Below are 26,037 nucleotides of genomic sequence, written 5' to 3' on the forward strand. Positions count from 1 at the left end.
AGGAGCTCCGTGACCGAGGACCGGGTGGACACCGCCACCGACGCCGATTCCCCCGAATCCCGTTCGCCTCGCCGAGGCTCGTCGCGCCTCGCGCGCGGCGTAGCGTGGCTCGCGGCGGCGCTGGTCGCGCTTGTCGTCATGAGCTTCCTGCCGACCGACTACGTCGTCCAGCAGCCGGGTCCCGTGTACAACACGATCGGCGAGGTCGACATGGGCGACGGCGAGGCCGTGCCGCTCATCGAGGTCGACGGCGCGGAGACCTACCCCACCGAGGGCGCGCTCGACCTGACCACGGTGCAGGTCGTCGGCAACCGCGAGCACCGCCTGTCCTGGGTCGAGCTCGCGCTCGCGTGGGGCAACCCGTCGCGCGCGATCCTCCCGCTCGACTCGGTCTATCCCGAGGGCGTGACGACCGAGGAACGCGACGAGCAGAACGCCGCCCTCATGACGGACTCGCAGGGCCAGGCGGCCGCGGCGGCGCTCATCCAGCTCGGCTACGACGTCCCCGCCGACATCCGGGTCGCGGCTTTCGCGGAGGACGCGCCCGCCGAGGGGATCCTCGCGGTCGACGACCGGATCGTCGCCGCGGAGGGCCAGGAGCTCGCCGACGTGTCCGAGTTGCAGGAGATCATCGGCGCGGGCGAGGGGGATCCGGTCGAGCTGACGATCGAGCGCGACGGCGCGCGGGCGATCGAGCCGATCACGCCCGTCGAGCGCGACGGCGCGTGGATCATCGGCGTGAGCCTCAGCACGACCTACGACCTGCCCGTCGACGTCACGATCCAGCTCGACAACGTGGGCGGCCCGAGCGCCGGCACGATGTTCGCGCTGGGCATCATCGACGTCCTCACTCCCGAGGAGCTCACGGGCGGCCAGCCGATTGCGGGCACCGGCACCATCACCGCGACCGGCGAGGTCGGCCCGATCGGCGGAATCCGGCAGAAGCTCTACGGCGCGCGCGACGCCGGCGCGGAGTACTTCCTCGCGCCCGAGGAGAACTGCGACGAGGTCGTCGGCCACGTGCCGGGAGGGCTACAGGTCGTGAGCGTCGGAACGCTCGACGACGCCCTCGCGGCCGTCGAGGCGATCGCCGCCGGGGCGCCGGAGGACCTGCCGGGCTGCGCGGCGGAGTAGCCGGCGCGGATCCGCGGGCCCCGCTCCCACGTAGGATGGAAGCGTGACCACGAACTCGACGCAGAACTCGGCCACATCGTCCTCCCCGACTAGGCGCATCGTCATCGCGACGGTCGTCACGATTGCCGTGCTGCTCGCGGTGCTGTTCGGGATGGCGAACCTCTACACGGACCTGCTGTGGTTCCGTCAGCTGGGCTTCAGCTCGGTCCTGACGACCCAGTGGATCGCCCGGGTGGTGATGTTCGTGGTCGGGTTCGTGGGCATGGCGGTGCCGCTGTGGGTGGCGCTCAACCTCGCCTACCGCATGCGGCCGGTCTACGCGCGCCTGAGCTCGCAGCTGGATCGCTACCAGGAGGTCGTGGAGCCGCTCCGGCGCCTCGGCATGTGGGGCATCCCCGTCCTGTTCGGCTTCTTCGCCGGCTTCGCCACGTCCGCGCAGTGGGAGACCACCTGGATGTGGCTCAACGGCGTGGCGTCGGGCGAGACCGACGCCCAGTTCGGGCTCGACACGTCGTTCTACATGTTCGACCTGCCGTTCTGGCAGGGGCTCGTCGGCTTCGCCTCGGGCGTCGTGATCATTTCGCTGCTGCTGACCGCGCTCGTGTGCTACCTCTACGGATCCGTCCGCGTCGGCCAGGGCGAGCTCAGTATCTCGCGCCCCGCGCGGATCCAGCTCGCTGTGACGGCCGGCCTGTACCTGCTTCTGCAGGCGGTGAGTATCTGGCTCGACCGCTTCGCATCGCTCGTCACGCCGCAGGGCCGCATTACCGGCCCCGACTACGTCGCGGCGAACGCGCTGATCCCGGGCCAGACGATCCTCGCGGTCGTCGCGGCGCTCGTGGCCGTGCTGTTCCTCATCACGGCCTGGCTGGGCCGGTGGCGCTACCCGCTCGTGGCGACGGGGCTGCTCATCGTGACCTCGCTCGTGGTCACGGTCGGCCTGCCCTGGGGCGTGCAGACCTTCCAGGTCACACCGAACGAGCGCGCGCTGCAGCTCGAGTACTACCAGCGCAACGTCGACGCGACCCGCGCCGCGTACGACCTCGATGGCATCGAGACGACCGACTACACGGCGCAGACCACAGTCGAGCAGGGACAGCTGCGCGACGACGCCGCGACGACCGCGTCGCTGCGCCTGATGGATCCGGCGATTATCAGCCCGACGATCCAGCAGCTGCAGCAGTACCGGCCGTACTACGGCTTCCAGGAGACCCTCGACGTCGACCGCTACGAGATCGACGGCGAGATGCAGGACACCGTCGTCTCGCTACGCGAGCTCGACCTGTCGGGCCTCGGATCCGACGCCCAGAGCTGGGTCAACACGACGATGACCTACACGCACGGCTACGGCATGGTCGCGGCCAAGGGCAACGAGCGCACCGGCGAGGGCGAGCCCGTCTTCATCGAGGGCGACATTCCCTCCTCGGGCTTCCTCACGGAGGAGGACTACGAGCCGCGCATCTACTTCGGCGAGCAGTCGCCCACGTATTCGATCGTCGGCGCGCCCGAGGGCACTGAGCCGGTGGAGCTCGACTACGCGACGGGATCCGGCGAGGAGAACCAGACGCGCACGACCTTCGAGGGCGACGGCGGCCCGAGCGTCGGGAGCTACTTCCACCGCCTGCTCTACGCGCTGAAGTTCCAGTCGGAGCAGATCCTCTTCTCGGACCAGATCAACGCCGACTCGCAGATCCTCTACGACCGCGACCCGGCCGAGCGCGTGCAGAAGGTCGCGCCGTACCTGACGCTCGACAGCGACCCGTATCCGAGCGTCGTGGACGGTCGCATCGTGTGGATCATCGACGGGTACACGACGAGCGCGACCTACCCCTACTCGACGCAGACGAGCCTGTCGCAGGCGATCAGCGACTCGTCGAACCCGCAGCCGAACCTCCTCATCGACGACGTGAACTACATTCGCAACTCGGTGAAGGCGACGGTCGACGCGTACGACGGATCCGTGACGCTCTACGCGTGGGACGACGAGGACCCGGTGCTCGAGACGTGGCAGAACATCTACCCGGCGACGATTGAGCCCATCAGCGAGATGTCGGGCGACCTGATGAGCCACGTGCGCTACCCGACCGACCTGTTCAAGGTGCAGCGCTCGATGCTCGGGACCTACCACGTCGACACGGCGAACGCGTTCTATCAGCGCGACAACGCGTGGGAGACGCCGGCGGACCCGACGAACAACGACGAGCTCCAGCCGCCGTACTACCTGACGATGCAGATGCCGGGCCAGGACGACCCGACGTTCTCGATGTTCACCACCTTCATCCCGGAGGGTGGCGAGCGCCAGGTGCTCATGGGGTACCTCTCGGTCGATTCGAACGCGGGCGACGAGGACGGCACGGTGCGTGACGACTACGGCACGCTCCGGATGCTCGAGATCTCGTCGGCCAGCACCGTTCCCGCGCCGGGCCAGGTGCAGAACAACTTTGACTCGAACCAGGAGATCGCCCAGCAGCTGAACGTGCTGCAGATCGGTGACTCCAACGTCAGCCTGGGCAACCTGCTGACGCTCCCCGTCGGCGACGGGTTGCTGTACATGCAGCCCGTGTACGTGCAGTCCTCGCGCGACACCTCCTACCCGCTGCTGCGCAAGGTGCTGGTGGCGTTCGGCGACGAGCTCGCGTTCGAGGACACCCTCGCGGAGGCGCTGGACGCGCTCTTCGGCGGTGACTCCGGCGCCGAGACGGGCGACGAGGACATCACTCCCGTCGACCCCGAGACGGGGGAGGAGACGACCGACGAGGGGACCACCGACGAGGGCTCCACGGACGAGGGCTCCACGGACGAGGGATCCACGGACGAGGGATCCACGGATCAACCCGCCCCGCCGTCGACCGACACGTACGACCAGGCGCTGGCCGACGCGCAGGAGGCGCTCTCGGCCAAGCAACAGGCGCTCGCGGACGACGACATGGTTGCCTACGCGCAGGCCGACGAGCAGCTGACCGACGCGATCGAGCGCCTGCTCGAGCTGTCGGAGTAGGCCGCCGTACCCACAGGGCCCTCCGCGCGCCGATCACCGGCGCGCGGAGGGCCCTTGTCGTGCGGCCGGATGGAGCACGGCGCCGCTCGCGCGCGGAACACAAAAGGCCCGGATCCTGAATCAGGATCCGGGCCTTCTGACTTGGTTGCGGGGGCAGGATTTGAACCTACGACCTCTGGGTTATGAGCCCAGCGAGCTACCGAACTGCTCCACCCCGCGGCACATCCATTACTTTACCAGCCCCTGAACGAAGGGCAAATCGATCGCCTCCGATCGCGGTCCGGGCGTGTCTGAGCGCCGGCTGTGCGTGCGAGGATGGGCGCATGACCACCCCCGCCGTCGGCATCGCGCTCGCGCAGTTCGCCCCCGGGCCGGATCCCCAGGAAAACGCCGCCGCCATCGCGGCGTATGCGGAGGAGGCGGCAGCCCGCGGGGCGGGCGTCCTCGTCGCGCCCGAGTACTCCAGCTACTTCGTCACGCCGTTCGATGGCACCCTCCCGGCGCACGCCGAGCCGCTCGACGGTCCGTTCGCGGCGCGGCTCGCGGGGATCGCCGCCGAGACGGGCGTGACGATCGTCGCGGGGCTTGTGGAGGAGGCCCCCGGGGATCGGGTGCGCAACGCCGTGATCGCCGTCGACGGATCCGGTGTCCGCGCCACGTACCGGAAGCAGCACCTCTACGACGCCTTCGGCGAGCGCGAGAGCGACCACATCGAGCCGGGCGCGCTCGGGGCGCCGGAGACCTTTGTCGTGGGCGGCCTCCGTTTCGGGCTCATGACCTGCTACGACCTGCGGTTCCCCGAGTCGGCCCGGATCCTCGCGGACGCGGGCGTGGACGTGGCGGTCGTGCCCGCCGAGTGGGTGCGGGGGCCGCTGAAGGAGTTCCACTGGGAGACGCTCGTCGCGGCGCGCGCGATCGAGAACACGATGTTCGTCGCGGCGGCAGACCACCCCGCTCCGGTCGGCGTGGGGGCGTCGCGGCTGGCGGATCCGTCCGGCGTCACGATCGCCGCTCTGGGGCCCGGGCCCGGCCTCGCGATGGGGTGGGCGGATCGCGAGGCGATCGCCGCCGTGCGCGCCGCGAACCCCGCGCTCGCGCTCCGGCGCTACCGGGTCGTGGCCGCCCCCAGCAGCTGAAGGCGGCGGGCGGCCTCCGCGATGACCTCGGGCCGCTTGCACGCCGCGAAACGCACCAGCGAGGCGTAGGCGGCGCGGTGCTCGTCCGCGACGAACGCGGCGAGGGGAACGGCGGCGACGCCGATGGAGGCGGGGAGCTCGCGGCAGAACGCGGCGGCGTCCGCGCCCCCCACTCCCGCCGCATCCCCCACGGTGAAATAGGTCGCCACGGGCGCCGAGACCTCGAACCCCGCGTCGCGGAGCGCGTCGCCGAGCGCGGTCTGCGCCGCCGCCATGGACCCCGCCAGCTCGGCGAAGTAGCGATCCGGCAGGGCGAGACCGCGGGCGATGGCGGCCTGGAACGGCGTCCCGCCCGCGTATGTCAGGAACTGCTTGACGGTGAGGATGGCCGTCGCCAGCGGGGCGGGGGCGATGAGCCATCCCACCTTCCACCCCGTCGTCCGGAAGGTTTTGCCGGCGGACGAGATGGAGACCGTGCGCTCGGCGGCCCCCGGAATCTGGGCGATGGGGCGGAACCGGGCCCCGAACGAGAGGTGCTCGTATACCTCGTCCGTCACGATGACCGCGTTGTGCCGCTCCGCGAGGCGCACGATCTCGCGCCGGGCGTCCTCCGTGAGCACCGTCCCCGTCGGGTTGTGCGGATCCGTGAGGAGGATGATGCGGGTGCGGTCCGTCACGGCGCGGGCGAGCGCGTCGAGGTCGGGTGCGAAATCTGGCCACCGCATCGGAACGCGCCGGAGTCGGGCCCCGGCGAGCGCGACGGCCGCGGCGTACGCGTCGTAGCACGGGTCGAACACGACGACCTCGTCGTCCGGGCCGTCGCACAGGGCGAGGAGCGTCGCCGCGAGCGCCTCGGTCGCGCCCGCGGTCACGATGATCTCGGTATCCGGATCCGCCGACAGCCCATAGAAGCGCGCGCGGTGGGCGGCGATCGCCTCGCGGAGCGGCGCGATGCCCCGGCCCGGCGGGTATTGATTCTCGCCGTCCGCGATCGCGCGGCGCGCCTCGTCGAGCACCTCGCGCGGCCCGTCCTCGTCGGGGAACCCCTGCCCGAGGTTGATGGCGTCCTCGGCGACCGCGAGCGCCGTCATCTCCGCGAAGATCGTCGGGGAGACCTCGCCGTTCGGGCCGAGCAGCCCGGCGCCGACGGCGGTTCGGCGCCACGCGCCGGCAGGAATCATCATGCCCCCAGCGTAGGCGCGGCCGCTTTCTGAGAGACGACCTACGCTGGACATAGGTCGGTCAAAGGTTCACCGCGCACGCTGGGGGAACCAGTCAAAAGGAGCAGCCATGAGCAACGACAGCGGTCCCTCTCTTCCCCCGCTTCCCGAGCGCTCGGCGGCCGAGGCCGCTCGTCAGCCGTCGCCCGCACCGCAGCACGCGGCCTTCGGCGGTCAGCCGTCCGAGGCCCCCCGCGAGCAGGCGACCGGACACGGCGGCAGCCCCGCGACGACGCAAGCCTACGAGTGGGCGCCGCCCGCCGCGACGCCGCCGAAGAAGGCGAAGTCGGGCGCGGGCACGAAGGTCACGGCCCTGTTCCTCGCCGCCGCCCTGATCGGCGGTGGCGCCGGAATCGGCGGGGCGTGGCTCGGCAACTCGTTGTTCGGCGGCGGCCAGGGCGCCTCCTCGACGGCGTCGACCGAGGCGCAGAGCGTGACGATCAACAACCCGGACGACGTGAACGAGACCGCCGCGGTCGCGGCCGCGGCGCTCCCGAGCGTCGTGACGATCCAGGCCGCGGCCAGCGACGGCAGCGCGAGCGGGAGCGGATCCGGGGTGATCCTCAGCGAGGACGGGTACGTGCTCACCAACACGCACGTCGTCACCCTCGGCGGCGCGACGAGCGACGCGCAGGTGCAGGTGACGGGATCCGACGGCACGATCTACGACGCGACCGTCGTGGGGACCGATCCGACGTACGATCTCGCGGTCATCAAGCTCGAGGGCGCGAGCGACCTCGACCCCATCGAGTTCGCCGATTCGTCCGAGCTGAATGTCGGCGACACGACCGTCGCGATCGGCGCGCCCATGGGCCTGTCGAACACCGTGACGACAGGCATCATCAGCAACCTGAACCGCTCGATCGAGATCGCCTCGTCGGCCGCTCCCGAGGGCGACTCCACGGATTCGCAGGGCGAGAACAGCGACGAGGGCAGCGAGAGCCCCTGGTTCTTCGACCTGCCGGGCCAGGAGGAGCAGCAGCAGAGCGCGACGGAGTCGATCAAGATCGCCGTGCTCCAGACCGACGCCGCGATCAACCCCGGGAACTCGGGTGGCGCGCTCGTTGACAGTGAGGGCAACCTGATCGGCATCAACGTCGCGATCGCCACTGCGAGCTCGTCCAGCTCGGAGGAGGGCGGCTCGATCGGCCTCGGCTTCGCGATCCCCTCGAACATCGCCGAGCGCGTCGCGAACGAGATCATCGAGACCGGATCCGCCACCCACGGCCTGCTCGGCGCGAGCGTGTCGGCATCCACGGCGGTCGAGGGCACGACCACGACGGGCGCTTACGTCGCGGAGGTCGTCTCCGGGGGCGCGGCCGAGGCGGCGGGCCTCGCGGAGGGCGACGTGATCACCCGATTCAACGGCGTGCGCGTGAACGACGCGGTGGACCTGACGGCGCAGGTGCGGGCGGCCGCGGCTGGCAGCACCGCCACCGTGACCTACGTGCGCGACGGCGAGGAGCAGGAGGCCGAGGTCACCCTCGGCGCGCTCGAGTGACACGCGTCCGGTGAGGAGGGACGCCGCCCGGGGCCAGTAGGCTCCAAGGGTGGCGTCCTTTTCCTTCGGCGCGGGCAACGCTCAGAAGCTCGCGCGGCTCCCGCTGTACGGGCTCGGCCGCCTCGCGACGGCGGTCATCCCGCGCGGCTCGCGCTGGGCCTTCGGCTGCGGGGCCGGAATCGGCGACGGCGCGCTGGCGGTGTGGGAGGTCGCCCGGGAGCGCGGCATCGACGCGGTCTGGCTGACGACGACGGCGGCCGAGGAGCGCGAGGCGGAGGCGCGGGGCATGGCGCACGCGGCGAAGATGTCGTGGCGCGGATTCTGGATGACGGCGCGCGCGCGGGTGCTCGTCGTCACGCACGGGTTCGGCGACGTCAACCCCTTCGCGGTCTCCGGCGGGTTCGTCGCGCAGCTCTGGCACGGGATCCCGCTCAAGCGCATCGGCCTCGACGCGCCCGAGGTCGTCCGCAGCGCGTTCCTCCCGCACTCCGGTGCCGTGCGCGCGATTCTCGCCCGCATGTATCGCGGCGCAGCGCAGCGCATTGGCCTCCTCCCCGCAGCGAGCCACCTCGTGCGCGGCCGGCTCGAGTCGGCGTTCGGCATCTCCTACGCGCGCATCGCGGTCACGGGGGAACCCCGCGTCGACGTCCTCTCCCGCGGAACGGCGGGCGAGCGGGAAGAGCGCGCGCGCCGGGTCATCGCGCGCGCCGCGCCGGCGGCGAGCGGCCCGCGGCGGTTTGTGCTGTACGCGCCGACGTGGCGCGACGGGGATCCGGATCCGGCCGTCCCGTCGCGCGCCGACTGGGACGCGATCCTGGCGGCGCTCGCGCGGCACGACGCGACGCTTCTCGTGCGGTCGCACCGTCTGGGCGCGGGCACCTACGACCCGCCGATGCCCACGGACCGCGTCGTCGCGCTGGGCGCCGACGTGTTGGCGGACATCACCCCGGCGCTCCCGGCGATCGACGCGCTCGTGACGGACTACTCCTCGCTCGTGTACGACGCCGCGCTCGTCGACGTCCCGGCGCTCTTCCTCGCGCCGGACCTCGAGGACTACGCCGCCCGGCGCGGCTTCTACGGGGCGTACGCCGACGTGGCGGGCGCCGACGCACCACGAACGTGGCCCCAGCTGGTTGCCCGGCTCGACGAGATCCTCGGAGACGCGGACGCGTACGCCCGCGCCCAGGATCGCGCGCGCGACCTCAGCGCCCGGGTCCACGCGTTCCGCGACGGAAACAACGCCCGGCGGGTTATGACGGAGATCCTCGCGAGGGTCGGGGAGGGGCGGGCGTGAGGCTGGCGACCATCGAGGAGATAGATCAGGACGGCACCGTGCTCGTCGTGTCCGGCGAGGGGGAACGCCCGGAGAGCGCCATCCTCGACGGGCCGCGCGCGAGCGTCAGCGCGCGCCTGACCGGCCGGGGCCGCACCTGGAAGGCGCGCTTCCCGTTGCGCGCCGCGCGCTGGGGCGGCGCGCTCCTGCCGTTGCCGTCCGGGGAGTATCGGATCCGGATCCCCGGGGTGCGCGTCACGGGATCCGTGCCGATGCTCCTGACCGATCACCTGCGCGTCGCGGTCACGGGCGATGCGGTCACGGTGGGGCCGCCCCGCGACCCGTCACTCGAGTCCGCCGAGGCCCGCGCGGCGCTCGAGCGGAGATACGCCGCGCACACCTCCCCGCTCGAGAACGCCGCGTTCTTCGAAAGCTTCTACGGCCGCGTGGCCGGCGACAACCCGCTCGCGATCGACCGCGAGCTCGCCCGCGTGGCGCCGGGCGTCGTGCGGTATTGGAGCGTCGTGGACCTGTCGGTCGAGGTGCCCGACGGAGCGATCGCCGTCGTCGAGGGGACGGCGGCCTGGTGGCGCGCTCGCAGCGTCGCGCGGCTCCTCGTCGTCAACGATTGGCTGCGCCGCACCTACGCCCGTCGCGCGGGGCAACGCGTCCTGCAGACGTGGCACGGGACGCCGCTCAAGCGGCTCGCGCTGCATCGCCCGGGGTGGCAGCCGCGCCGGTGGGGCGCGGTCCTCAAGGAGTCGCGCCGGTGGGACGTCCTGCTCGCGCAGAACCCCTACGCGGCGCGCACCCTCACGCGCGCCTATGCGTTCTTCCGGCGGCCCGTGTGGGTCGAGGGCTACCCGCGCAACGACGGCCTCGTCGCGGGCGACGGCGGCGCCACGCGCCGCGCCCTGGGCATCGGCGCCGACGAGCGCGTGCTGCTCTACGCGCCGACCTGGCGCGACGATCGCGAGCGCATGGTCGACTTCGTCGACCCCGCGCTGCTCGCGGAGCAGACCGGATCCGTCGTCCTCGTCCGCGGGCACAGCCGTACGCTCCTGCCGGGAGAGAGCGCGTCGGGCCCCCGCGTCATCGACGTGACGGGCTTCGCCGACGCCTCGCGGGTCATGCTCGCGGCCGACGCGCTCGTCACCGACTACTCCTCCGTCATGTTCGACTTCAGCGTCACGGGCCGCCCGATGTACTTCCTCGTTCCGGACCTCGAGCACTTCCGCGGGGACCTGCGCGGCTTCTACTTCGACCTGGCCGAGCGCGCGCCCGGGCCTCTGGTCGCGTCGCAGGACGCGCTCGTCGAGGCGCTGCGGGCGGATCCGGCGGAATTTTCCGACCGCTACCGCGCGTGGCGGCGGCGCTTCAACGCCCGCGACGACGGGCGCTCCGCGGAGCGGGTCGTCGCGCGGATCCTGGACCAGCGCCTGCTCGAGCGGTAGCGCGTCAGGGGAGCGGGGTGTTCCGGCCCGATAGGCGCGACGTGTCGACCGTGTCGCGCGCGCCGCGCGCGACGCCGGCGAGGAACCCCGCGCCCCAGGCGAGGTGCATCGTCGGGAGGACCGCGACGAGCCAGGCGCGTTCCCGGATCCCGCCCGCCCCGCGCGCGAGCGCGAAGCCCAGGACAAGGGCCGCGTAGGCGGCGACGGGCACGTGTGCGAGGGCCGCCAGCACGGCGGGGACGCCGCGGAGCGTGCGCGCGGCCTGGAGCGCGCCGACCGCGCCGGAGCCCGCGACCGCGACGACGAGGGCGGGCGGCGCGAAGAACCGCACGGAGTTGCGGGTCCCATACCGGCGTACGAGCTCGCCGCGCCACCGCCCCGTGGCGAGGAATTGGCGCGTCAGGCGGCCCCAGCTCTCGCGGGGCCGGTAGGTCACGGACAGCTCCGGGTCGAACATGACGCGGTATCCCGCGCCGCGGATCCGCAGGTTCAGCTCCCAGTCCTCGCCGCGACGGATCGTCTCGTCAAACAGCCCCACCTCGTCGAGCACTCTGCGGCGCATGACCCCGAGGTAGGCCGACTCTGCCTCGCGCTCCTCGCCGCCGGCGTGATAGGCGCCGCCGCCCAGTCCGATGGGGGAGTTGTAGGCCTGCGCCGCGGCCCGCTGGAACGGGGTGTCCCCCTCCGCGCGCATCGTGCCCCCCACGTTTCCCGCGCGCGTGCGTGCGAGCGTCTCGAGCGCGCGCCGGGTGTACCCGGGCGAGAGCTCGGAGTGCGCGTCGACCCGCACGATCGTCGGGTGCACGCTCGCCCGGATCGCGCGGTTGAGCCCGACCGGGATGTCGGCGGCGGGGTTGTCGACGAGGCGGATCCGCGCGTCGCGCTCCGCCAGCTCGCCCGCGAGCTCCGTCGTCCCGTCCGTGGACGGCCCGAGGGCGAGGATGAGCTCCAGGGGGCCGGGGACGTCCTGCGCGAGGGTCGAGGCGACGGCGCGCGCGAGGTACGCGCGCTCGTTGAGCACGGGCATGACGAACGACACTCCCGAGCCCGGGGCGACCTCCGGAGCGTCGCGGGAACGCTGCCGGGTGCCCTCCGGGCGGGGATCGTTACGCATTCGTCGATCATCCCACGGGGGTCGCGCAGAACGCACAGCTACCCTTGTGGCCGTGGCAGTGCTGAACGACGCGAAAAAGGCTGTAGCTCTCGTCCGAAAGGCCGTCGACGCCCGGCGGGCGCATCGCGAGGTTCGCCGGACCCTCGCCGCCGCAGGTCCGCTGCCCGCGGGGAGGTTCCGCGTCGCGGTGTATTTCGCCGACGGCGACGTCAACATGTACCAGATGCGCCAGTGGTACCGGCCGCTGCAGCGCCTCGCCGAGACGTGGCCCGTCGTCGTGCTCTCGCGGCAGGCGACCGGCGCGCGCGCCCTGCTCGCCGACGGGGCCCTGCCGGTGGCGTTCGTGCCCGAGGTGCGGTCGATCGAGTCCTTCCTGCGCGAGCAGGACATCCGCGTCGTGCTGTACGTGAATCAGAACACCCGAAACTTCCAGATGTTCCGCTATGGGCGCCGCTGGCACGCGTTCATCAATCACGGCGAGTCGGACAAGATGTACATGACGACGAACCAGTTCAAGGCGTACGACTACGCGCTGATCGCAGGGCAGGCTGCGCGCCGGCGCCTGGAACGCGCGCTCTGGGACGCCGACCTGGATCGGCGGGCGATCGAGATCGGGCGTCCGCAGGCCGACCACTTCGCGGAGGGCGTCGCGCTCGAGGCGGACGACCGCACCGTCGTGCTCTACGCGCCTACGTGGGAGGGCGATCGCGCGCAGGCCGCCTACGGCTCGATTCGCTCGCACGGCGAGGCCCTGGTCGCCGCGCTGCTGGCGGATCCGCGCTTCCGCCTCGTGTACCGCCCGCACCCGCGCAGCGGCGTCGTGGACGAGGAGTACGGCGAGGCGAACGTGCGCATCGTGCGCGCGATCGAGGCGGCGAACGCCGAGGACCCGTCCGCCGGGCACGTGTACGACGACGGCCCGGACCTGGGGTGGCAGCTCGCGGCGGCCGACGTGGCGGTCGTGGACATTTCCGCCATGGTGTACGACCGGCTCGCGACGGGGCGGCCGATGCTCGTCACGCGCCCCGTGTCCGCCGAGGCGGAGGTCGACACGGCCGGCTACCTCGGGGACTGCGAGTGGCTGGACGGCGCCCAGGCGGCGCGGATCGTGGACGCGGTCGATCGGCTCGCCGGCGATCCGGACGCGTCCGCGCGCCTGGAGTCGTGGGTCCGGCACTACTTCGGGGACACCACGCCGGGCGCGCCCTCCGCGCGGTTCCACGCCGCGATCGAGACCCTCATGGAGCGGTGGGAGGACTGGGCGGCGCGCTCGTCGGCGTAGTGCGGGAGCCGTGGTGTAAAAGCGACAGCTTTTGTGCCTGCATATGGGAGCGGTGGTTCCTGAACGATGAGGGAATGGCCCCCAAACACTCCGCCGTCTCCCGCGATATCGGGCGGCGGATCGCGAGCTTTCGCTCGCGCGCGGGGGTGAGCGCGCGTGCGCTCGCGGAGTGCGCGGACATGGACCTGACGAACTTCCAACGCATCGAGCGCGGCGAGGGAAACCCGACCATCTCGACGCTGCTGCAAATCGCCGTGGCGCTCGAGGTGGACGTCGGGGAGCTCGTGGCTGGACTCGACCCCGCCGACCTCCAGAACGGGCGCTACCCGTACGGCTTCTCCGAGATTCCCGAGCGCCGGCGGCGGCGCGCGATCTACTGACGCCGCTACGGCACGAACTGCCACACGAGCTCGGCGTCCGTGCCGAGGGGCTGCCACGCCACGTTGACGGTGACGTTGTCCGCGTCGAGATCGCACAGGCACAGGTCGATCTCATCGCCCGGCAGGACGAGCCCCCAGGGCTCGCCGACGGGCGGCCCCGCCGCGGGGTTGGCGAGCACGGTGCGGACGTAGGCGAGCGGCTCGTCGGAGCTGTTGCGCAGAACGGGGTGCGGTCCGTCCCGGGCGACGGTCCAGGGAATGGCGTAGACGGGGTTCGGGCTCATGGCCCGAGCGTAAACAGGACCCCCGACACGCGACGCGTGTCGGGGGTCCTGTGGCCTCGCCGGTTACGAGAGGACGCGGTTGGCCCGCTCCAGATCTTCGGCGAAGTCGACCTCGACGGCGTAGAGGTCGCTGATGTCCATCGCGGCGACGCGGACGCCGCTCTCCGCGATCGCGAGCTCGAGGCCGCGCTCGAAGTAGTCCTGGTCGTCGACGCGCTGGAGGTGCTGGATCAGAGCGCGCTTGTCGTGGCGCGAGATGTAGTTGATCCCGACGGCCTCGCCGACACCGTTCGCGACGGTCTTCGACAGCTCCGCGACGAACCCGTGGGCGTCGAGGGTGTACTTGACCTCCTCATCGCTGACCTGCGCCGTGTCGACCGTGACGAACGACTGCTCGGCCTCGATGTGCGCGATGGCGCGCCCGAGGACCCGCGGGTCGAACACGACGTCGCCGTTCATCCACAGCACGCCGCCGCGCCCCGTCGCCGTCAGCGCGCGCAACAGGCTCTTCGAGGTGTTGGTCTGGTCGTAGCGCTCGTTGTGCACATATCCGGCGTCGGGAAACGCGTCGATGATGGTCTCGGCGCGATACCCCACCACGGTCGTGATGCGCGCGGCGGCGCCGAACGCGGCGCGGATGTTGTCGTGCTGCTGCTGCATGATCGTGCGGCCGTCGGACAGCGGCGTCAGCGACTTTGGCAGCTCGCGGCCGAGACGGGTCCCCATGCCCGCGGCGAGGATGACGGTCTGGATGCTCATGCTCATGACTCCTTTGATCTAGGGGCGTGCCGCCTCAGGCGGATCCGCGAGCGCATCGGTGGTGCCCGGCGTTCATGCGGAGTTCACCCCCGGTCAAGGGTGATGCTACCGCCCGGTCCCGAAAACTTCCGTAGCTTCGGGCGGATCATCAGGATCCGCCGCGGATCGCGCGGCACGCGGGCGGGCCCGCAGGATCGCCCTCGCCCCTTGTTAGGTTTAGGGGCGTGGTGGTCACGTCGGGGGAGAAGCACAACGGCGGGAGCGGCGACCGGACGGCGCCGCCGCGTCCCGGAGAGTCGGCGCGCGACGCGGCGCGCCGGCTCGCGGCCGCGGAGGAGGGCGCGCGCCTCGCCGCGCCGACGGCCCCCGACGGGGAGAGCGCCCTCGTCACGAATGACGCTCCCGTCCCGCCGGACGCCCCTCGCGCCGACGCGGCGCTGGAGCTGCGCGGATTGGTGAAGACCTACGGCGGCGAGCCGGCTGTGGCCGGCATCGATCTCACCGTCCCGTCCGGCTCCTTTTACGGCCTCGTCGGCCCCAACGGCGCGGGCAAGACGACGACGCTGTCGATGATCGCCGGCCTGATCCGCCCGGACAAGGGCGCGGTGTCGGTCTTCGGTGTCGATGCGGTGGGGCGCTCCCGTGAGGCCAAGCGCGTCATGGGCGTGCTCCCGGACCGCATGCGCACCTTCGATCGGCTGACGGGCCGACAGCTGCTCCACTACACAGGAGCCCTGCGCGGCCTGGACGCCGCGACGGTGCGCGCGCGAGCGGATGACCTGGCGGCGTCGTTCGACCTGGGGTCCGCGATGGGACGGGCCGTGTCCGACTACTCCACGGGGATGACGAAGAAGATCCTCCTCGCGTGCGCGATGATCCACGCGCCCCGCCTGCTCGTACTCGACGAGCCCTTCGAGTCGGTCGATCCCGTCTCCGCCGCGCGACTCATGGGCGTCCTGCGCGCCTATGTCGACGGGGGCGGCACTGTCATCCTGTCCGGGCACAGCATGAGCCTCATCGAGACCGTCTGCTCGCGCGTCGCGGTGCTCGTCACCGGACAGGTGCTCGCGGAGGGGACGGTCGACGAGGTGCGGGGCGAGATGACCCTCGAGCAGCGCTTCGTGGACCTGAGCGGTGCGGGAGCCGAGGGGGGCGCGCTCGAGTGGTTGCACACGTCGTCTTCCTGAGGGCCCACGCGATCCTCGCTCCTCTCCGCGGGCCGGCGCGGGGCAGGCGGATCGCCGTCGCGGCGGCGGGCGCGGTCGCTTACGCGGCGATCGTCGCCGCGGCCGTCATCGGCGCGCGCGGGGCGCCCGCGGACCTGGCGCGGGTCGCCGCCGTGGGCGCCGGCGCCGCGGTGGTGCTGGCGTTCTTCGCCGGGCCGTTCGTGACCGACCGCAGGGATCCCCTTGACGCGCGCGCCTTCGCGCACCTTCCGCTGTCGCCCGGCGCGACCGCGGCGTCGACCGCGCTCGCGGGGTTCGTCAGCGTGCCGGTCGCGGCCGCGCTCGGGCTCGACATCGCGGCCGCGATCGCGCGGGACGCGCCGCCGGGCCTCGCGATCGGGGCAACGGCCCTGCACGTGGCGACCTGCGTGGTGGCCGCGCGCGTCGGGTTCGCCGCGGCCGACCGGGTGCGGGCGGCGGGTCGCTCACGGGAAGTCCGCGTGCTCGTGGCCCTGGCCGCGATCGCCGTCGGCGTGCCCCTCGTCGCCTCGTCGATCGCGCTGCGCGACGCCGCCGGGGTGCCCTCGGTGCTCGAGGCCTTCGCCGGCTTCGTGGCGCTTACTCCGATCGGGGCCGCGGCCGCGGTCGCCGGCGGATCCGTCGCCGCCCTCGTCGTCGCAGTCCTCACCCTGGCGGCCGGCGGCGCCGTGTGGGGCCTGGTCGTGCACCGCGCGTTCGTCCGCGCCGACACCCCGCCGTCGCGGCGCGATCGTCGGCTCGGGTGGTTTGCCATGCTGCCGGCGACCGCGACGGGCGCGATCGGCGCGCGCTCGATCCTGTATTGGGCAACCGACGTGCGGTACCTCGCGAACCTCGCCATCGTGCCGCTCGCGGGCGCCCTGCCCGTGATCCCGCTCATGGTCGCGGGAATGCCGCCCGAGACCGCCGCGCTCGTGCCGCTCCCCATCGTCGCCTGCTTCCTCGGCTGGATCGCGCACAACGATCTCGCCTACGACTCCGAGGCGTTGTGGATGCACATCGTCGCCGGCGTGCGCGGGGTGGCCGACCGGGTCGGTCGCCTCGTCCCGGTTGCGCTCCTGGCGCTGCCCGTGCTCGCCGCGACGATCGCTCTCACGGCGACGCTCGCGGGCCAGTGGCGCAATGTCGGCGCGCTCGTCGGGGTCGCGCTGGCCCTCTTCCTCTCCGCGGTCGGTGTCTCCAGCGTGACGTCGGCGGCGTGGCCGTATCCCGTCGCGCGCCCCGGCGACAGCCCGTTCCGTCAGCCGCAACGTCAGGGCGCGCGCGCCGTGCTCGCACCGGCGGGCGCGCTCGCGGTGACCGTTCTCGTCTCCGCCCCGACGCTCGTCGAGGCCGGCCGGGTCGTGTTCGGCTTCGGCGGATCCGCGCCCCGCGCGCTCGTCCTCGGCGTCGTGACGGGGCTCGCGGTGGCCGCCGGGGGGATTGCGATCGGCTCCCTGTGCTTCACGCGCCGCGGTCGCCGTCTCATGGAGCTCGCGCTCCATGCCGCGTGAACCTCGTGCTCCGGCCCCGCGCAGGTGCCCGGCATCTACACTCATATCCATGAGCACGCCACTCGACAGCCCCGACCAGGGCGGAACCGCCCTCCTCGACCGTGAGCTCGAGGAGCTGATTCGCGAGGAGACGCAGGAGCCGGGCGACCACGAGCGCTTCTCGCACTACGTCCAGAAGGACAAGATCGTGGAGTCGGCCATCACGGGCAAGCCCGTGCGCGCGCTCTGCGGCAAGAAGTGGACGCCGGGCCGCGACCCCGAGAAATTCCCGGTGTGCCCCACCTGCAAGGAGATCTACGCGTCGTTGACGTCGTGACTCACGCGTCCCGATAGACGGTCGGGATCGCCGGATCCGACTTGCTCAGGGCCTGCGCGCGGATCGGCAGCTCGGCCCGCGCGCGTCGGTGGTGGGCACGCGCGGCCGCGACGCCCGAGGCGCCCTCGTGCGCAGTGTCGATGTCGCCCGCGGTCACGAGCGGGACCTCGAGGGCCCGAGAATCGGCGTCGGGGAGCGCGTCGGCCGCGGTCTCGAACGACGCCGCGACGCGCACGACCTCGTGCGTGGCGACGCCGTCCGGGAGCCGCCGGGAGGCGTGCTTGCGTCCCCCGTGGGATCCCTTGCCCTCCGCGGTCTTGGCGACCGGCACCCATCCGCCCGCGGCGTCCTCGCGCGCGACGAGCTTGTAGACGAGGCCCGCGGTCGGGTAGCCGGATCCCGTCGCCACCGAGGTTCCCACGCCGTACGCGTCGACGGGGCTCGCGGCGAGCGCCGCGATCGCGTACTCGTCGAGGTCGCTGGTCACGGTGATCGTCGTCGTGCGCGCGCCGAGGGCGTCGAGCTGGGCCCGCACGTCGGCCGCGACCAGCGGCAGGTCGCCGGAGTCGATCCGGACCCCGCCCAGGGCCGGGCCCGCCACGCTCACGGCGCGCTCGACGCCGCGCGCCACGTCGTAGGTGTCGACGAGGAGCGTGGTGTCCGCGCCGAGGGAGGCGACCTGCGCGCGGAAGGCGTCCTCCTCCGAATCGTGCAGCAGCGTCCACGCATGCGCGGCCGTGCCCATTGTGGGCACGCCCCAGGTCCGTCCGGCCTCGAGGTTGCTCGTGGAGGTGAACCCGGCGATGTACGCTGCGCGCGCGGCGGCGACCGCCGAGCGCTCGTGCGCCCGGCGCGACCCCATCTCGGCGAGCGGGCGGTCGCCGGCGGCGATGCTCATCCGCGCGGCGGCCGTCGCGACCGCCGAGTCGTGGTTGAGGACGCTGAGCGCGAGCGTCTCCAGGATCACGGCGTCGGCGAAGGTGCCCTCGACCGTGAGGATCGGGGACCCCGGGAAGAACAACTCGCCCTCGCGGTAGCCCGTGATGGATCCGCGGAAGCGATAGTCCGCGAGGAAGGCGATCGTGGCGTCCGCGACGACGCGCTCGTCCTGGAGAAAGCGCAGCTCCTCGTCGCCAAAGCGGAACTCCCGCAGCTGCTGCAGGAAGCGTCCGGTGCCCGCGACGACCCCGAAGCGCCGACCCCCCGACAGGCGCCGGGCGAACAGCTCGAAGACGCAGCGCCGGGCGGCGCTGCCGTCGCGCAGGGCCGCGTCGAGCATGGTCAGTTCGTATCGGTCCGTCAGCAGGGCCGTCGAGGCACTCATGCACGCCACTCTATCCGCGGCGCGCGGGCCGGGCCGCGTAGGCTGGGGTGGTGGACAACTCGCCGATCGGTATCTTCGATTCGGGCGTCGGCGGACTCACCGTCGCACGCGCGGTGCGGGATCAGCTCCCGCGCGAGTCGATTCTGTATGTGGGGGACACCCTGCACTCGCCGTACGGGCCGCGCCCCATCGCCGAGGTGCGCGAGTACGGCCTCGAGGTGCTCGACACGCTCGTGGATCAGGGCGTCAAGATGCTCGTGATTGCGTGCAACACGGCGTCCGCGGCGCTGCTGCACGACGCTCGCGAACGCTACGACGTGCCGGTGGTCGAGGTGATCCGGCCCGCGGTGCGTACGGCGATCGCGACCAGCCGCTCCGGGCGCATCGGCGTGATCGGCACGGAGGGAACGATCGCGTCGGGCGCCTACCAGGACATGCTGGCGATCGCGCCCGGCACCGACGTGCACGCGGCGGCCTGCCCCCGGTTCGTGGACTTCGTTGAGGCCGGCATCACCGATTCGCCCGAGCTGCTCGCCGTCGCGGGGGAGTACCTCGCCCCGCTGGTCGATGCGGGCGTCGACACCGTCGTGCTCGGCTGCACGCATTACCCTTTCCTGAAGGGCGCGATCAGCTACATCATGGGGCCCGGGGTGTCGCTCGTCTCGAGCGACAGCGAGACCGCGAAGGACGTGTTCCGCGAGCTCGTGAGCCGCGACCTCCTCGCGGCGGTGGACGCCTCGCCGCGGCACACCTACGAGGCGACGGGCGCGGACTCCCGCGGGTTCGTCGCCCTCGCCAACCGGCTCCTGGGCGCGGAGGTGCGCGACGTGCGGCTCCTGCGCACGGGCCAGATCGACCTGCGCGAACTGCGCGCGTGAGCGGATCCGCTCACCCCACGACCGAAAGGGACACGAGATGACCATGCGCCACGACGGCCGGCAGAACGACGAGCTGCGGCCCGTCACGATTGAGCGCGGGTGGAGCACGCAGGCCGAGGGATCCGCCCTCATTAGCTTCGGCGGCACGCGCGTGCTGTGCACGGCGAGCTTTACGAACGGCGTGCCGCGCTGGCTCGCGGGGCAGGGGCGCGGCTGGGTCACGGCCGAGTACGCGATGCTCCCGCGCGCCACGAACGAGCGCTCGCAGCGCGAGAGCGTCAAGGGCAAGATCGGCGGCCGCACGCACGAGATCTCGCGGCTCATCGGCCGCGCGCTGCGCGCGGTCGTGGACACGAAGGCGCTGGGGGAGAACACCCTCGTCGTCGACTGCGACGTACTGCAGGCCGATGGCGGCACCCGCACCGCGTCCATCACGGGCGCGTACGTGGCGCTGTCCGACGCGATCGAGTGGGGCCGCGAGCGGGGCTTCATCGGCAAGAAGGCGACGCCCCTGACGGACAGCGTCGCGGCCATCTCCGTCGGCATCATCGGGGGCGCGCCCATGCTCGACCTGCCGTACGAGGAGGACTCGCGCGCCGAGACCGACATGAACATCGTGATGACCGGGTCCGGGTCGTTCGTGGAGGTCCAGGGGACCGCCGAGGGCGCGCCGTTCGATAAGGCCGAGCTCGACCGTCTGCTCGAGCTCGGGGCGAAGGGCTGCGCCGACCTCACCGTGCGCCAGCGCGAGGCCCTGGCGGGGCAGGCGTGAGCGGACCGCGCGTCGTGCTCGCGACGCACAACGCGCACAAGGTCGCCGAGCTGCAGGGCATCGTCGCGCGGGTCCGCCCCGACATCGAGGTCGTCGGCTACGACGGGCCCGAGCCGGTCGAGGACGGCACGACCTTCGCGCAGAACGCGCTGATCAAGGCGCGCGCCGCGGCGGCGCACACCGGGCTCGTGGCGCTCGCGGACGACTCGGGCGTCTGCGTCGACGTGCTCGGGGGCTCGCCCGGCGTGTTCTCGGCGTACTGGGCGGGGCACGCGAAAAACGACGGCGCGAACCTCGCTCTCCTGCTGGACCAGCTCTCCGACCTCACGGATCCCGCCGATCGGGCCGCGCACTACACCTCCGTGATCGCCGTGGTCCGTCCGACGGGCGAGGAGACCACGGTCGAGGGCATCTGGCCCGGGCACCTCGCGACCGCGCCGCGCGGCGACGGGGGATTCGGATACGACCCCGTGTTCGTGCCGGAAGGTTCTGACCGCACGGCGGCGGAGCTCAGCGCCGCCGAGAAGAACGGCGTGTCCCATCGCGCGCGGGCCCTGGAGGCGCTCGCTCCGATCCTCGCGGCGCTGTAGGCGTCGTGCCATATCGGTCGACACGGGGTTAGGGTCGCTCCGCCCCTACGAGAAGGAGAACATCATGGCCGAGTCTGTGCCTCGCCCGAGAACCGGGCCCGTCTTCGGGATCGCCCTGGCGGCAGCCCTCGGCGGCTTCCTGTTCGGTTTCGACACCTCGGTGATCAACGGGGCGGTCGACGCGCTCGCTGGCGCGTTCGACCTCGGCGCCGCGCTCAAGGGCTTCGCCGTCTCCTCCGCGCTCCTGGGCTCGGTCATCGGCGCCTGGTTCGCGGGATCCCTCGCGAACCGGTTCGGCCGGATCCCCGTCATGCTCGTCTCGGCGGTGCTGTTCTTGATCTCGGCGATCGGATCCGGCCTCGCCTTCGGCGTCGTGGACCTCATCGCCTGGCGCGTCGTCGGCGGCATCGGGGTCGGTGCGGCCTCGGTCATCGCGCCGGCGTACATCGCGGAGGTCGCGCCCGCGCGGATCCGCGGCCGGCTCGGATCGCTGCAGCAGCTCGCGATCGTCCTCGGCATCTTCGTGGCGCTGCTGTCGAACGCGGTCCTCGCGGCGGTGAGCGGCGGCGCCGCCGAGATCCTGTGGTTCGGCCTGCCCGCGTGGCGGTGGATGTTCATGGCGGAGTCCATCCCGGCGATCGTGTACGGCGTGCTGGCCCTCCGGCTGCCGGAATCGCCCCGCTACCTGGTCCTGCGCGAGCGCGAGGAGCAGGCGGCGGAGGTCCTCGAGACCTACACCGGCGAGGTCGACGTCGTCGGACGCATCGATCAGATCCGCAGCTCCATCGCGAGCGACCGGCGCGAGAGCCTGCGCGACCTCGTCGGCAGCACGTTCGGCCTTAAGCCGATCGTGTGGGTGGGGATCCTGCTGAGCATGTTCCAGCAGTTCGTCGGCATCAACGTGATCTTCTACTACTCGACGACGCTGTGGCGGTCGGTGGGCTTCGACGAGTCGAGCGCCATGCTCACGAGCGTGATCAGCTCGGTGACGAACATCGTGACGACGATCGTCGCGATCGTCCTCGTCGACAAGGTGGGTCGGCGCGCTATGCTCCTCGCGGGGTCCGTACTCATGGCCGTCTCGCTCGGCACGATGGCGCTCGCGTTCTCGTTCGCGACGACCTCCGGCGGCGAGGTCTCGCTCGGCCAGCCCTGGGCGTTCATCGCGCTCGTCGCGGCCAACCTGTTCGTCGTCGGCTTCGGCGCGACCTGGGGGCCCGTGGTGTGGGTCCTGCTGGGGGAGATGTTCCCCAACCGGATCCGCGCCTCGGCGCTCGCGGTCGCGGCGGCCGCGCAGTGGGTCGCGAACTTCTTCATCTCGACGACGTTCCCCGTGTTCAGCGAGATCAGCCTGACCTTCGCGTACGGGTTCTACACGTTCTTCGCCGTGCTGTCGTTCTTCTTCGTCTGGTGGCGCGTGGCCGAGACGAAGGGCAAGGAGCTCGAGGAGATGTCCGACGAGGCGCCGGTGTCGCGGCGTCGGAACCGTGCGGAAGGCGGGACTTGAACCCGCACGCCGTGAGGCACGGGAACCTAAATCCCGCGTGTCTACCGATTTCACCACTCCCGCGTGCCCTCTAGTTTAGAGGGGCTTCTCGGGGCACCCCGGCAACGGCGCGTTGCGGTGAGGTGTGGATAACTTTCGAGGCGCATCCGCCGTCTCTGTCACGCTGGCGGCGTGACGACACCGCAGCAGGAGATCACCGACCGCGTCCGGCAGCGCGTGCGCGAGGACCGCGCGGCGCTGGGGCGCGCGGAGGCGCTGCCTGCCGACGTCGCGCGAATCGCGGCGGCCGAGGTGCGCCGCCACAACGATCGCGCCCTCGCCGCGGGCGGTCGCGCGGTCGAGGACGGCGAGGCCGCGGTGCGCGAGATCGTCGCCGCCGTCTCGGGGTACGGACCCCTGCAGCCGCTGCTCGACGACGACGAGATCGAGGAGATCTGGATCAACCGGCCCGACGCCGTCTATGTGGCGCGCGCGGGCGTCGCGAGCCGCACCTCGCTCGTGCTGACGAGAGATCAGGTCCGCGACGTCGTCGAGCGCATGCTCCACCAGGCGGGGCGGCGCATCGACATCAGCGAGCCGTTCGTCGACGCGTCGCTTCCCGACGGCTCCCGCCTGCACGTCGTCCTCGCCGGCATCGCGCGGGGCGCGTGGGCGGTCAACATTCGCAAGTTCCTCCCCGGCGCCGCGAGCCTCGATCGGCTGGTGGAGCTCGGCTCGATGCCCGAGGCCGTCGCGCGCGAGCTCGCGGACGCCATGCGGGCGGGCAGGTCCGTGCTCGTCTCGGGGGCCACGCACGCGGGCAAGACGACGCTCCTCGGCGCGCTCGCGTCGGCGGCGGGAGCGCAGCAGCGCCTCGTCACCGTCGAGGAGACCTTCGAGCTCGCGATCGACGCGCCGGATATCGTCGCGCTCCAGGGGCGGCAGCCGAGCCTCGAGGGCACGGGGGAGATCACGCTGCGCCGCCTCGTCAAGGAGGCGCTGCGCATGCGGCCCGATCGCCTCGTGATCGGCGAGGTGCGCGACGCGGAGGCGCTCGACCTCGTGCTCGCGCTCAACACGGGCATTCCCGGGGCCGCGACGATCCACGCCAACTCGGCCGCCGACGCCCTCGCGAAGCTCGCGGCGCTCCCGCTCCTCGCGGGCCGCAACATCGATCGCGGCTTCATCGTTCCCGCCGTCGCGTCGGGCGTCGACCTCGTCGTGCACTGCGCGCGGGGCGCCGACGGCTCGCGGTGGGTGGAGGAGGTCGTCGCCACGACGGGGACCGTCGAGGACGGGGTCCCCCTCGTTCGGCAGGTCTATCGTGCGTCGCACCCCGATCTCGCCGCGGGAGAACCGGCCCGCGCCGGAACGCGCGCGGGCCGGCGCGGGGAGCGCGCGGCGTGAGCGTCGCCTGGGGCGCCCTCCTCGGCGTCGGACTCGTCCTCGTGGCCTCACCGTGGCTGTGGCCGGCGCAGGCCGGATCCGGGCGGCGTGTGCCCGCGCCGCGGGCGATCGGACGGCTGCTCGCGGCATCCGGGTACCCCGGGGCCGCACCCCGGCTGCTCGTCGGCGCGTGCGCCGGCACGGCCGCCGTGGCGGGCGCGACCGCGTGGCTCCTGACGGGATCTCCGGTGCTCGCGGGCCTTGCGGCGATGGCGGGGGCGGCGGCGCCCGTGGCGTGGCTGCGCGCCCGGGCGGGCCGGCTGGCTCGCCGGCGGCGGGCGCTGTGGCCCGACGTGTGCGACCTCCTCGTGAGCGCCGTGCGCGCGGGCCTGACCCTGCCCGAGGCGGTATCGGCGCTCGGCGCATCCGCTCCGGCGCCGCTGCGCGCGCCGTTCGCGCGATTCGAGCGGGACATGCGCGCCTCCGGCCGCTTCGCGCCGTCCGCGGACCGCCTCAAGGAGGCGCTCGCCGATCCGCTGGCGGATCGGATGATCGAGACGCTCAAAATGGCGCGCGAGGTCGGCGGCACGGAGCTCGTGCCGGTCCTCCGCGCGCTGTCGGCGTCGGTGCGGGCGGACGTCGCGGTGCGCGGCGAGGTGGAGTCCCGCCAATCGTGGACGAAGGGCGCCGCCGTCCTCGGCGTCGTCGCGCCCTGGGTGGTCCTGGGCATGCTGTCGCTGCGGCCCGAGGGGGCGGAGGCGTTCGCGACGCCCACCGGCGTCGCGCTCATCCTGGGCGGCGTCGTCGTGTCCATCGTCGCGTATCGCGCGATGCTCCGGATCGGCCGTCTGCCGGAGCCGAGGCGGTGGTTCGCGTGATCCATCCGACCGACGTGGCGCTGGCGCTCCTGCTCGGCGGCGCCCTCGGCGCGGGCCTGTGGGTGATGGCGGCGGGCCTGCCGTCCTGGCGCACGGCCCCGGTGACTCGGCGGATCGCCCCGTACGTGCGCGATGTCACCGACCGCACGGGGCGCACTTCGGACCAACTCCTGCGCCAGGCGCCCGGCCCGGCGGCCGCGGCGGGAGCATGGCGCGCCGCCGCCTCAGCGCTGGACCGCGCGCTCGGGGGATCCGAGAGCGTTGCGCGCAGGCTGACGCAGGCGGGTCTCGCCTCCCACGTGCCCGCCTTCCGCGGTCGGCAACTGGCCTGGGCGGCCCTCGGCGCGGGGGTGGCCGCGGGAGCCGCGGCGCTCCTCGCGGTCGCCGGACGCGGCAATGCGCCCCTCGCGGTGATGCCGCTCGTCGGTGCCATCGCGGGGGCGTACGCCGCAGACGCCATCCTCACGGCGCGCGCCAGGGCGCGCGTGACGCGAATCGAGGAGGAGATTCCGACCGTGCTGGAGTTTCTCGCCCTGTGTCTCTCGGCGGGCGAGGGGGTCTACGGCAGCGTGCGCCGCGTGGCGGAGGTCGGGACGGGCGAGCTCACCGCGGAACTTCGCGCCGTGTCCATCGAAGTCGAAACGGGCGCCGCACTGCAGGACGCGCTCACCCGCATGTCGCGACGCGTGGCCGCCCCCGCGCTCACCCGGGCGGTCGAGCACATCGCGGCCGCCATCGAGCGCGGATCCCCGCTCGCCCAGGTCCTCCAGGCCCAGGCCGCCGACGCCCGCGAGGCCGCGGCGCGGGCGCTGATCGAATCGGCGGGCCGGAAGGAAATTCTCATGATGATTCCGTTGGTGTTTGGCCTGCTCCCGTTGTCCGTCCTATTCGCGATCTTTCCGGGGATCGCCATGCTGCAGGTCGGGTTTTGAGCCCGACGTCCCACGAAAGGAACTCCGATCATGACCACGATCCGCCACACCACCGCGCACCTGGCCCGGCGAGCCCGCACCGCGTGGGGCGCCCTGCGCGGCGACGAGCGCGGAGACGTCCCCGGATGGGTGCTCATCACCCTCATGACGGCGGGGCTCGTCGTCGTGATCTGGGCCCTGGCTGGCCCGGCGCTCACGGGCGTCTTCGAGCAGGCCATCTCCCGCGTCACGGGCATGTGAGA

Annotated in this window: 24 protein-coding genes and 2 tRNA genes; 19 read left to right on the top strand and 7 right to left on the bottom strand. The window is 72.5% G+C overall.

What is annotated here, in order from left to right; genetic code table 11:
- Window positions 1–9: 9 nt before the first annotated feature.
- Both GJQ66_RS01390 and GJQ66_RS01395 read left to right on the top strand, forming a co-directional pair.
- Entirely contained in the window at window positions 10–1,134 is a 1,125-nt protein-coding gene (locus tag GJQ66_RS01390; RefSeq protein WP_368732525.1) for a PDZ domain-containing protein, read from the top strand.
- Between the two features lie 43 nt (window positions 1,135–1,177).
- Window positions 1,178–4,132, top strand: coding sequence for a UPF0182 family protein (locus GJQ66_RS01395; protein ID WP_368732526.1), 2,955 nt, complete (start codon window positions 1,178–1,180; stop codon window positions 4,130–4,132).
- A 142-nt stretch (window positions 4,133–4,274) separates the two neighbouring features.
- Here GJQ66_RS01395 and GJQ66_RS01400 read toward each other — a convergent pair.
- Window positions 4,275–4,351 (bottom strand) — tRNA-Met (locus GJQ66_RS01400).
- A gap of 104 nt (window positions 4,352–4,455) precedes the next feature.
- On the opposite strand from GJQ66_RS01400, the gene GJQ66_RS01405 reads away from it, so the two are divergent.
- Window positions 4,456–5,268 carry a carbon-nitrogen hydrolase family protein gene (locus GJQ66_RS01405; RefSeq protein WP_155047549.1) on the top strand — a complete coding sequence of 271 codons (813 nt, stop codon included), beginning with the start codon at window positions 4,456–4,458 and terminating at the stop codon, window positions 5,266–5,268.
- On the opposite strand, the gene GJQ66_RS01410 is transcribed toward GJQ66_RS01405, so the two are convergent.
- On the bottom strand, window positions 5,238–6,452 hold the full coding sequence (locus GJQ66_RS01410) for an aminotransferase class I/II-fold pyridoxal phosphate-dependent enzyme (RefSeq protein WP_155047550.1): 1,215 nt from the start codon (window positions 6,450–6,452) through the stop codon (window positions 5,238–5,240). The two genes, GJQ66_RS01405 and GJQ66_RS01410, sit on opposite strands and share 31 nt — an antisense overlap.
- A gap of 106 nt (window positions 6,453–6,558) precedes the next feature.
- On the opposite strand from GJQ66_RS01410, the gene GJQ66_RS01415 reads away from it, so the two are divergent.
- Genes GJQ66_RS01415 through GJQ66_RS01425 form a run of 3 tightly spaced genes read left to right on the top strand, consistent with a single transcriptional unit; the run spans window position 6,559 to window position 10,716 of the window.
- Window positions 6,559–7,989, top strand: coding sequence for a S1C family serine protease (locus GJQ66_RS01415; protein ID WP_155047551.1), 1,431 nt, complete (start codon window positions 6,559–6,561; stop codon window positions 7,987–7,989).
- A gap of 49 nt (window positions 7,990–8,038) precedes the next feature.
- Window positions 8,039–9,283: a CDP-glycerol glycerophosphotransferase family protein gene (locus GJQ66_RS01420; protein WP_368732527.1), complete on the top strand. Its 1,245-nt coding sequence runs from the start codon at window positions 8,039–8,041 to the stop codon at window positions 9,281–9,283.
- Entirely contained in the window at window positions 9,280–10,716 is a 1,437-nt protein-coding gene (locus GJQ66_RS01425; protein ID WP_368732528.1) for a CDP-glycerol glycerophosphotransferase family protein, read from the top strand. The genes GJQ66_RS01420 and GJQ66_RS01425 overlap by 4 nt, the downstream gene beginning before the upstream one ends.
- 4 nt (window positions 10,717–10,720) lie before the next feature.
- Here GJQ66_RS01425 and GJQ66_RS01430 read toward each other — a convergent pair whose 3' ends face one another.
- Window positions 10,721–11,830, bottom strand: a complete 1,110-nt coding sequence (locus GJQ66_RS01430) for a glycosyltransferase family 2 protein (RefSeq protein ID WP_155047552.1) — start codon at window positions 11,828–11,830, stop codon at window positions 10,721–10,723.
- Between the two features lie 52 nt (window positions 11,831–11,882).
- Here GJQ66_RS01430 and GJQ66_RS01435 point away from each other — a divergent pair, with 52 nt between their 5' ends.
- Both GJQ66_RS01435 and GJQ66_RS01440 read left to right on the top strand, forming a co-directional pair.
- Window positions 11,883–13,112 (top strand): CDP-glycerol glycerophosphotransferase family protein, encoded by a 1,230-nt coding sequence (locus tag GJQ66_RS01435; RefSeq protein WP_368732529.1) that lies wholly within the window; start codon window positions 11,883–11,885, stop codon window positions 13,110–13,112.
- Between the two features lie 74 nt (window positions 13,113–13,186).
- On the top strand, window positions 13,187–13,492 hold the full coding sequence (locus tag GJQ66_RS01440) for a helix-turn-helix domain-containing protein (RefSeq protein WP_155047554.1): 306 nt from the start codon (window positions 13,187–13,189) through the stop codon (window positions 13,490–13,492).
- 5 nt (window positions 13,493–13,497) lie between these two features.
- On the opposite strand, the gene GJQ66_RS01445 is transcribed toward GJQ66_RS01440, so the two are convergent.
- Together GJQ66_RS01445 and GJQ66_RS01450 are read right to left on the bottom strand one after the other, a co-directional pair.
- Window positions 13,498–13,776: a hypothetical protein gene (locus GJQ66_RS01445; protein WP_155047555.1), complete on the bottom strand. Its 279-nt coding sequence runs from the start codon at window positions 13,774–13,776 to the stop codon at window positions 13,498–13,500.
- Between the two features lie 63 nt (window positions 13,777–13,839).
- Window positions 13,840–14,535, bottom strand: coding sequence for an NTP transferase domain-containing protein (locus GJQ66_RS01450; protein WP_155047556.1), 696 nt, complete (start codon window positions 14,533–14,535; stop codon window positions 13,840–13,842).
- 224 nt (window positions 14,536–14,759) lie between these two features.
- Here GJQ66_RS01450 and GJQ66_RS01455 point away from each other — a divergent pair, with 224 nt between their 5' ends.
- The 3 genes from GJQ66_RS01455 to GJQ66_RS01465 are packed head-to-tail and all read left to right on the top strand — an operon-like array spanning window position 14,760 to window position 17,549.
- Window positions 14,760–15,722 (top strand): ABC transporter ATP-binding protein, encoded by a 963-nt coding sequence (locus GJQ66_RS01455; protein WP_368732530.1) that lies wholly within the window; start codon window positions 14,760–14,762, stop codon window positions 15,720–15,722.
- The gene (locus tag GJQ66_RS01460) at window positions 15,698–17,233 is read left to right on the top strand and encodes a hypothetical protein (protein WP_155047557.1); all 1,536 of its coding nucleotides are present in this window, start codon (window positions 15,698–15,700) and stop codon (window positions 17,231–17,233) included. Before GJQ66_RS01455 ends, GJQ66_RS01460 begins: the two co-directional genes overlap by 25 nt.
- 49 nt (window positions 17,234–17,282) lie before the next feature.
- The gene (locus GJQ66_RS01465) at window positions 17,283–17,549 is read left to right on the top strand and encodes a DUF3039 domain-containing protein (RefSeq protein WP_155047558.1); all 267 of its coding nucleotides are present in this window, start codon (window positions 17,283–17,285) and stop codon (window positions 17,547–17,549) included.
- A gap of 1 nt (window position 17,550) precedes the next feature.
- Here the strand turns inward: GJQ66_RS01465 and GJQ66_RS01470 are convergent, their stop codons facing one another.
- Window positions 17,551–18,873 carry a nicotinate phosphoribosyltransferase gene (locus GJQ66_RS01470; RefSeq protein ID WP_155047559.1) on the bottom strand — a complete coding sequence of 441 codons (1,323 nt, stop codon included), beginning with the start codon at window positions 18,871–18,873 and terminating at the stop codon, window positions 17,551–17,553.
- Window positions 18,874–18,923: 50 nt separating this feature from the next.
- Here GJQ66_RS01470 and murI point away from each other — a divergent pair, with 50 nt between their 5' ends.
- The 4 genes from murI (at window position 18,924) to GJQ66_RS01490 (ending at window position 22,620) form a co-directional block, all read left to right on the top strand.
- Entirely contained in the window at window positions 18,924–19,751 is an 828-nt protein-coding gene (murI, locus tag GJQ66_RS01475) for a glutamate racemase (RefSeq protein ID WP_368732531.1), read from the top strand.
- Window positions 19,752–19,788: 37 nt separating this feature from the next.
- Window positions 19,789–20,523: a ribonuclease PH gene (rph, locus tag GJQ66_RS01480; protein WP_306461790.1), complete on the top strand. Its 735-nt coding sequence runs from the start codon at window positions 19,789–19,791 to the stop codon at window positions 20,521–20,523.
- Window positions 20,520–21,113: an RdgB/HAM1 family non-canonical purine NTP pyrophosphatase gene (gene rdgB / locus GJQ66_RS01485; protein ID WP_368732532.1), complete on the top strand. Its 594-nt coding sequence runs from the start codon at window positions 20,520–20,522 to the stop codon at window positions 21,111–21,113. Before rph ends, rdgB begins: the two co-directional genes overlap by 4 nt.
- A gap of 64 nt (window positions 21,114–21,177) precedes the next feature.
- Window positions 21,178–22,620, top strand: coding sequence for a sugar porter family MFS transporter (locus GJQ66_RS01490; RefSeq protein WP_155047561.1), 1,443 nt, complete (start codon window positions 21,178–21,180; stop codon window positions 22,618–22,620).
- Here the strand turns inward: GJQ66_RS01490 and GJQ66_RS01495 are convergent.
- A tRNA-Leu gene (locus tag GJQ66_RS01495) sits at window positions 22,602–22,683 on the bottom strand. The genes GJQ66_RS01490 and GJQ66_RS01495 overlap by 19 nt on opposite strands.
- Window positions 22,684–22,791: 108 nt before the next feature.
- Between GJQ66_RS01495 and GJQ66_RS01500 the strand changes: the two genes are divergently transcribed.
- Genes GJQ66_RS01500 through GJQ66_RS01515 form a run of 4 tightly spaced genes read left to right on the top strand, consistent with a single transcriptional unit; the run spans window position 22,792 to window position 26,035 of the window.
- On the top strand, window positions 22,792–24,006 hold the full coding sequence (locus GJQ66_RS01500; RefSeq protein WP_368732533.1) for a CpaF family protein: 1,215 nt from the start codon (window positions 22,792–22,794) through the stop codon (window positions 24,004–24,006).
- On the top strand, window positions 24,003–24,863 hold the full coding sequence (locus GJQ66_RS01505) for a type II secretion system F family protein (protein ID WP_368732534.1): 861 nt from the start codon (window positions 24,003–24,005) through the stop codon (window positions 24,861–24,863). The genes GJQ66_RS01500 and GJQ66_RS01505 overlap by 4 nt, the downstream gene beginning before the upstream one ends.
- Window positions 24,860–25,795, top strand: coding sequence for a type II secretion system F family protein (locus tag GJQ66_RS01510; protein WP_368732535.1), 936 nt, complete (start codon window positions 24,860–24,862; stop codon window positions 25,793–25,795). Before GJQ66_RS01505 ends, GJQ66_RS01510 begins: the two co-directional genes overlap by 4 nt.
- A 30-nt stretch (window positions 25,796–25,825) precedes the next feature.
- The gene (locus tag GJQ66_RS01515) at window positions 25,826–26,035 is read left to right on the top strand and encodes a hypothetical protein (RefSeq protein WP_155047562.1); all 210 of its coding nucleotides are present in this window, start codon (window positions 25,826–25,828) and stop codon (window positions 26,033–26,035) included.
- The last annotated feature ends 2 nt before the right edge of the window (window positions 26,036–26,037 follow it).

It is taken from the genome of Microbacterium sp. ZXX196 (assembly GCF_009709595.1).
In the GTDB taxonomy this organism is placed as follows: Bacteria; Actinomycetota; Actinomycetes; order Actinomycetales; family Microbacteriaceae; genus Microbacterium; species Microbacterium excoecariae.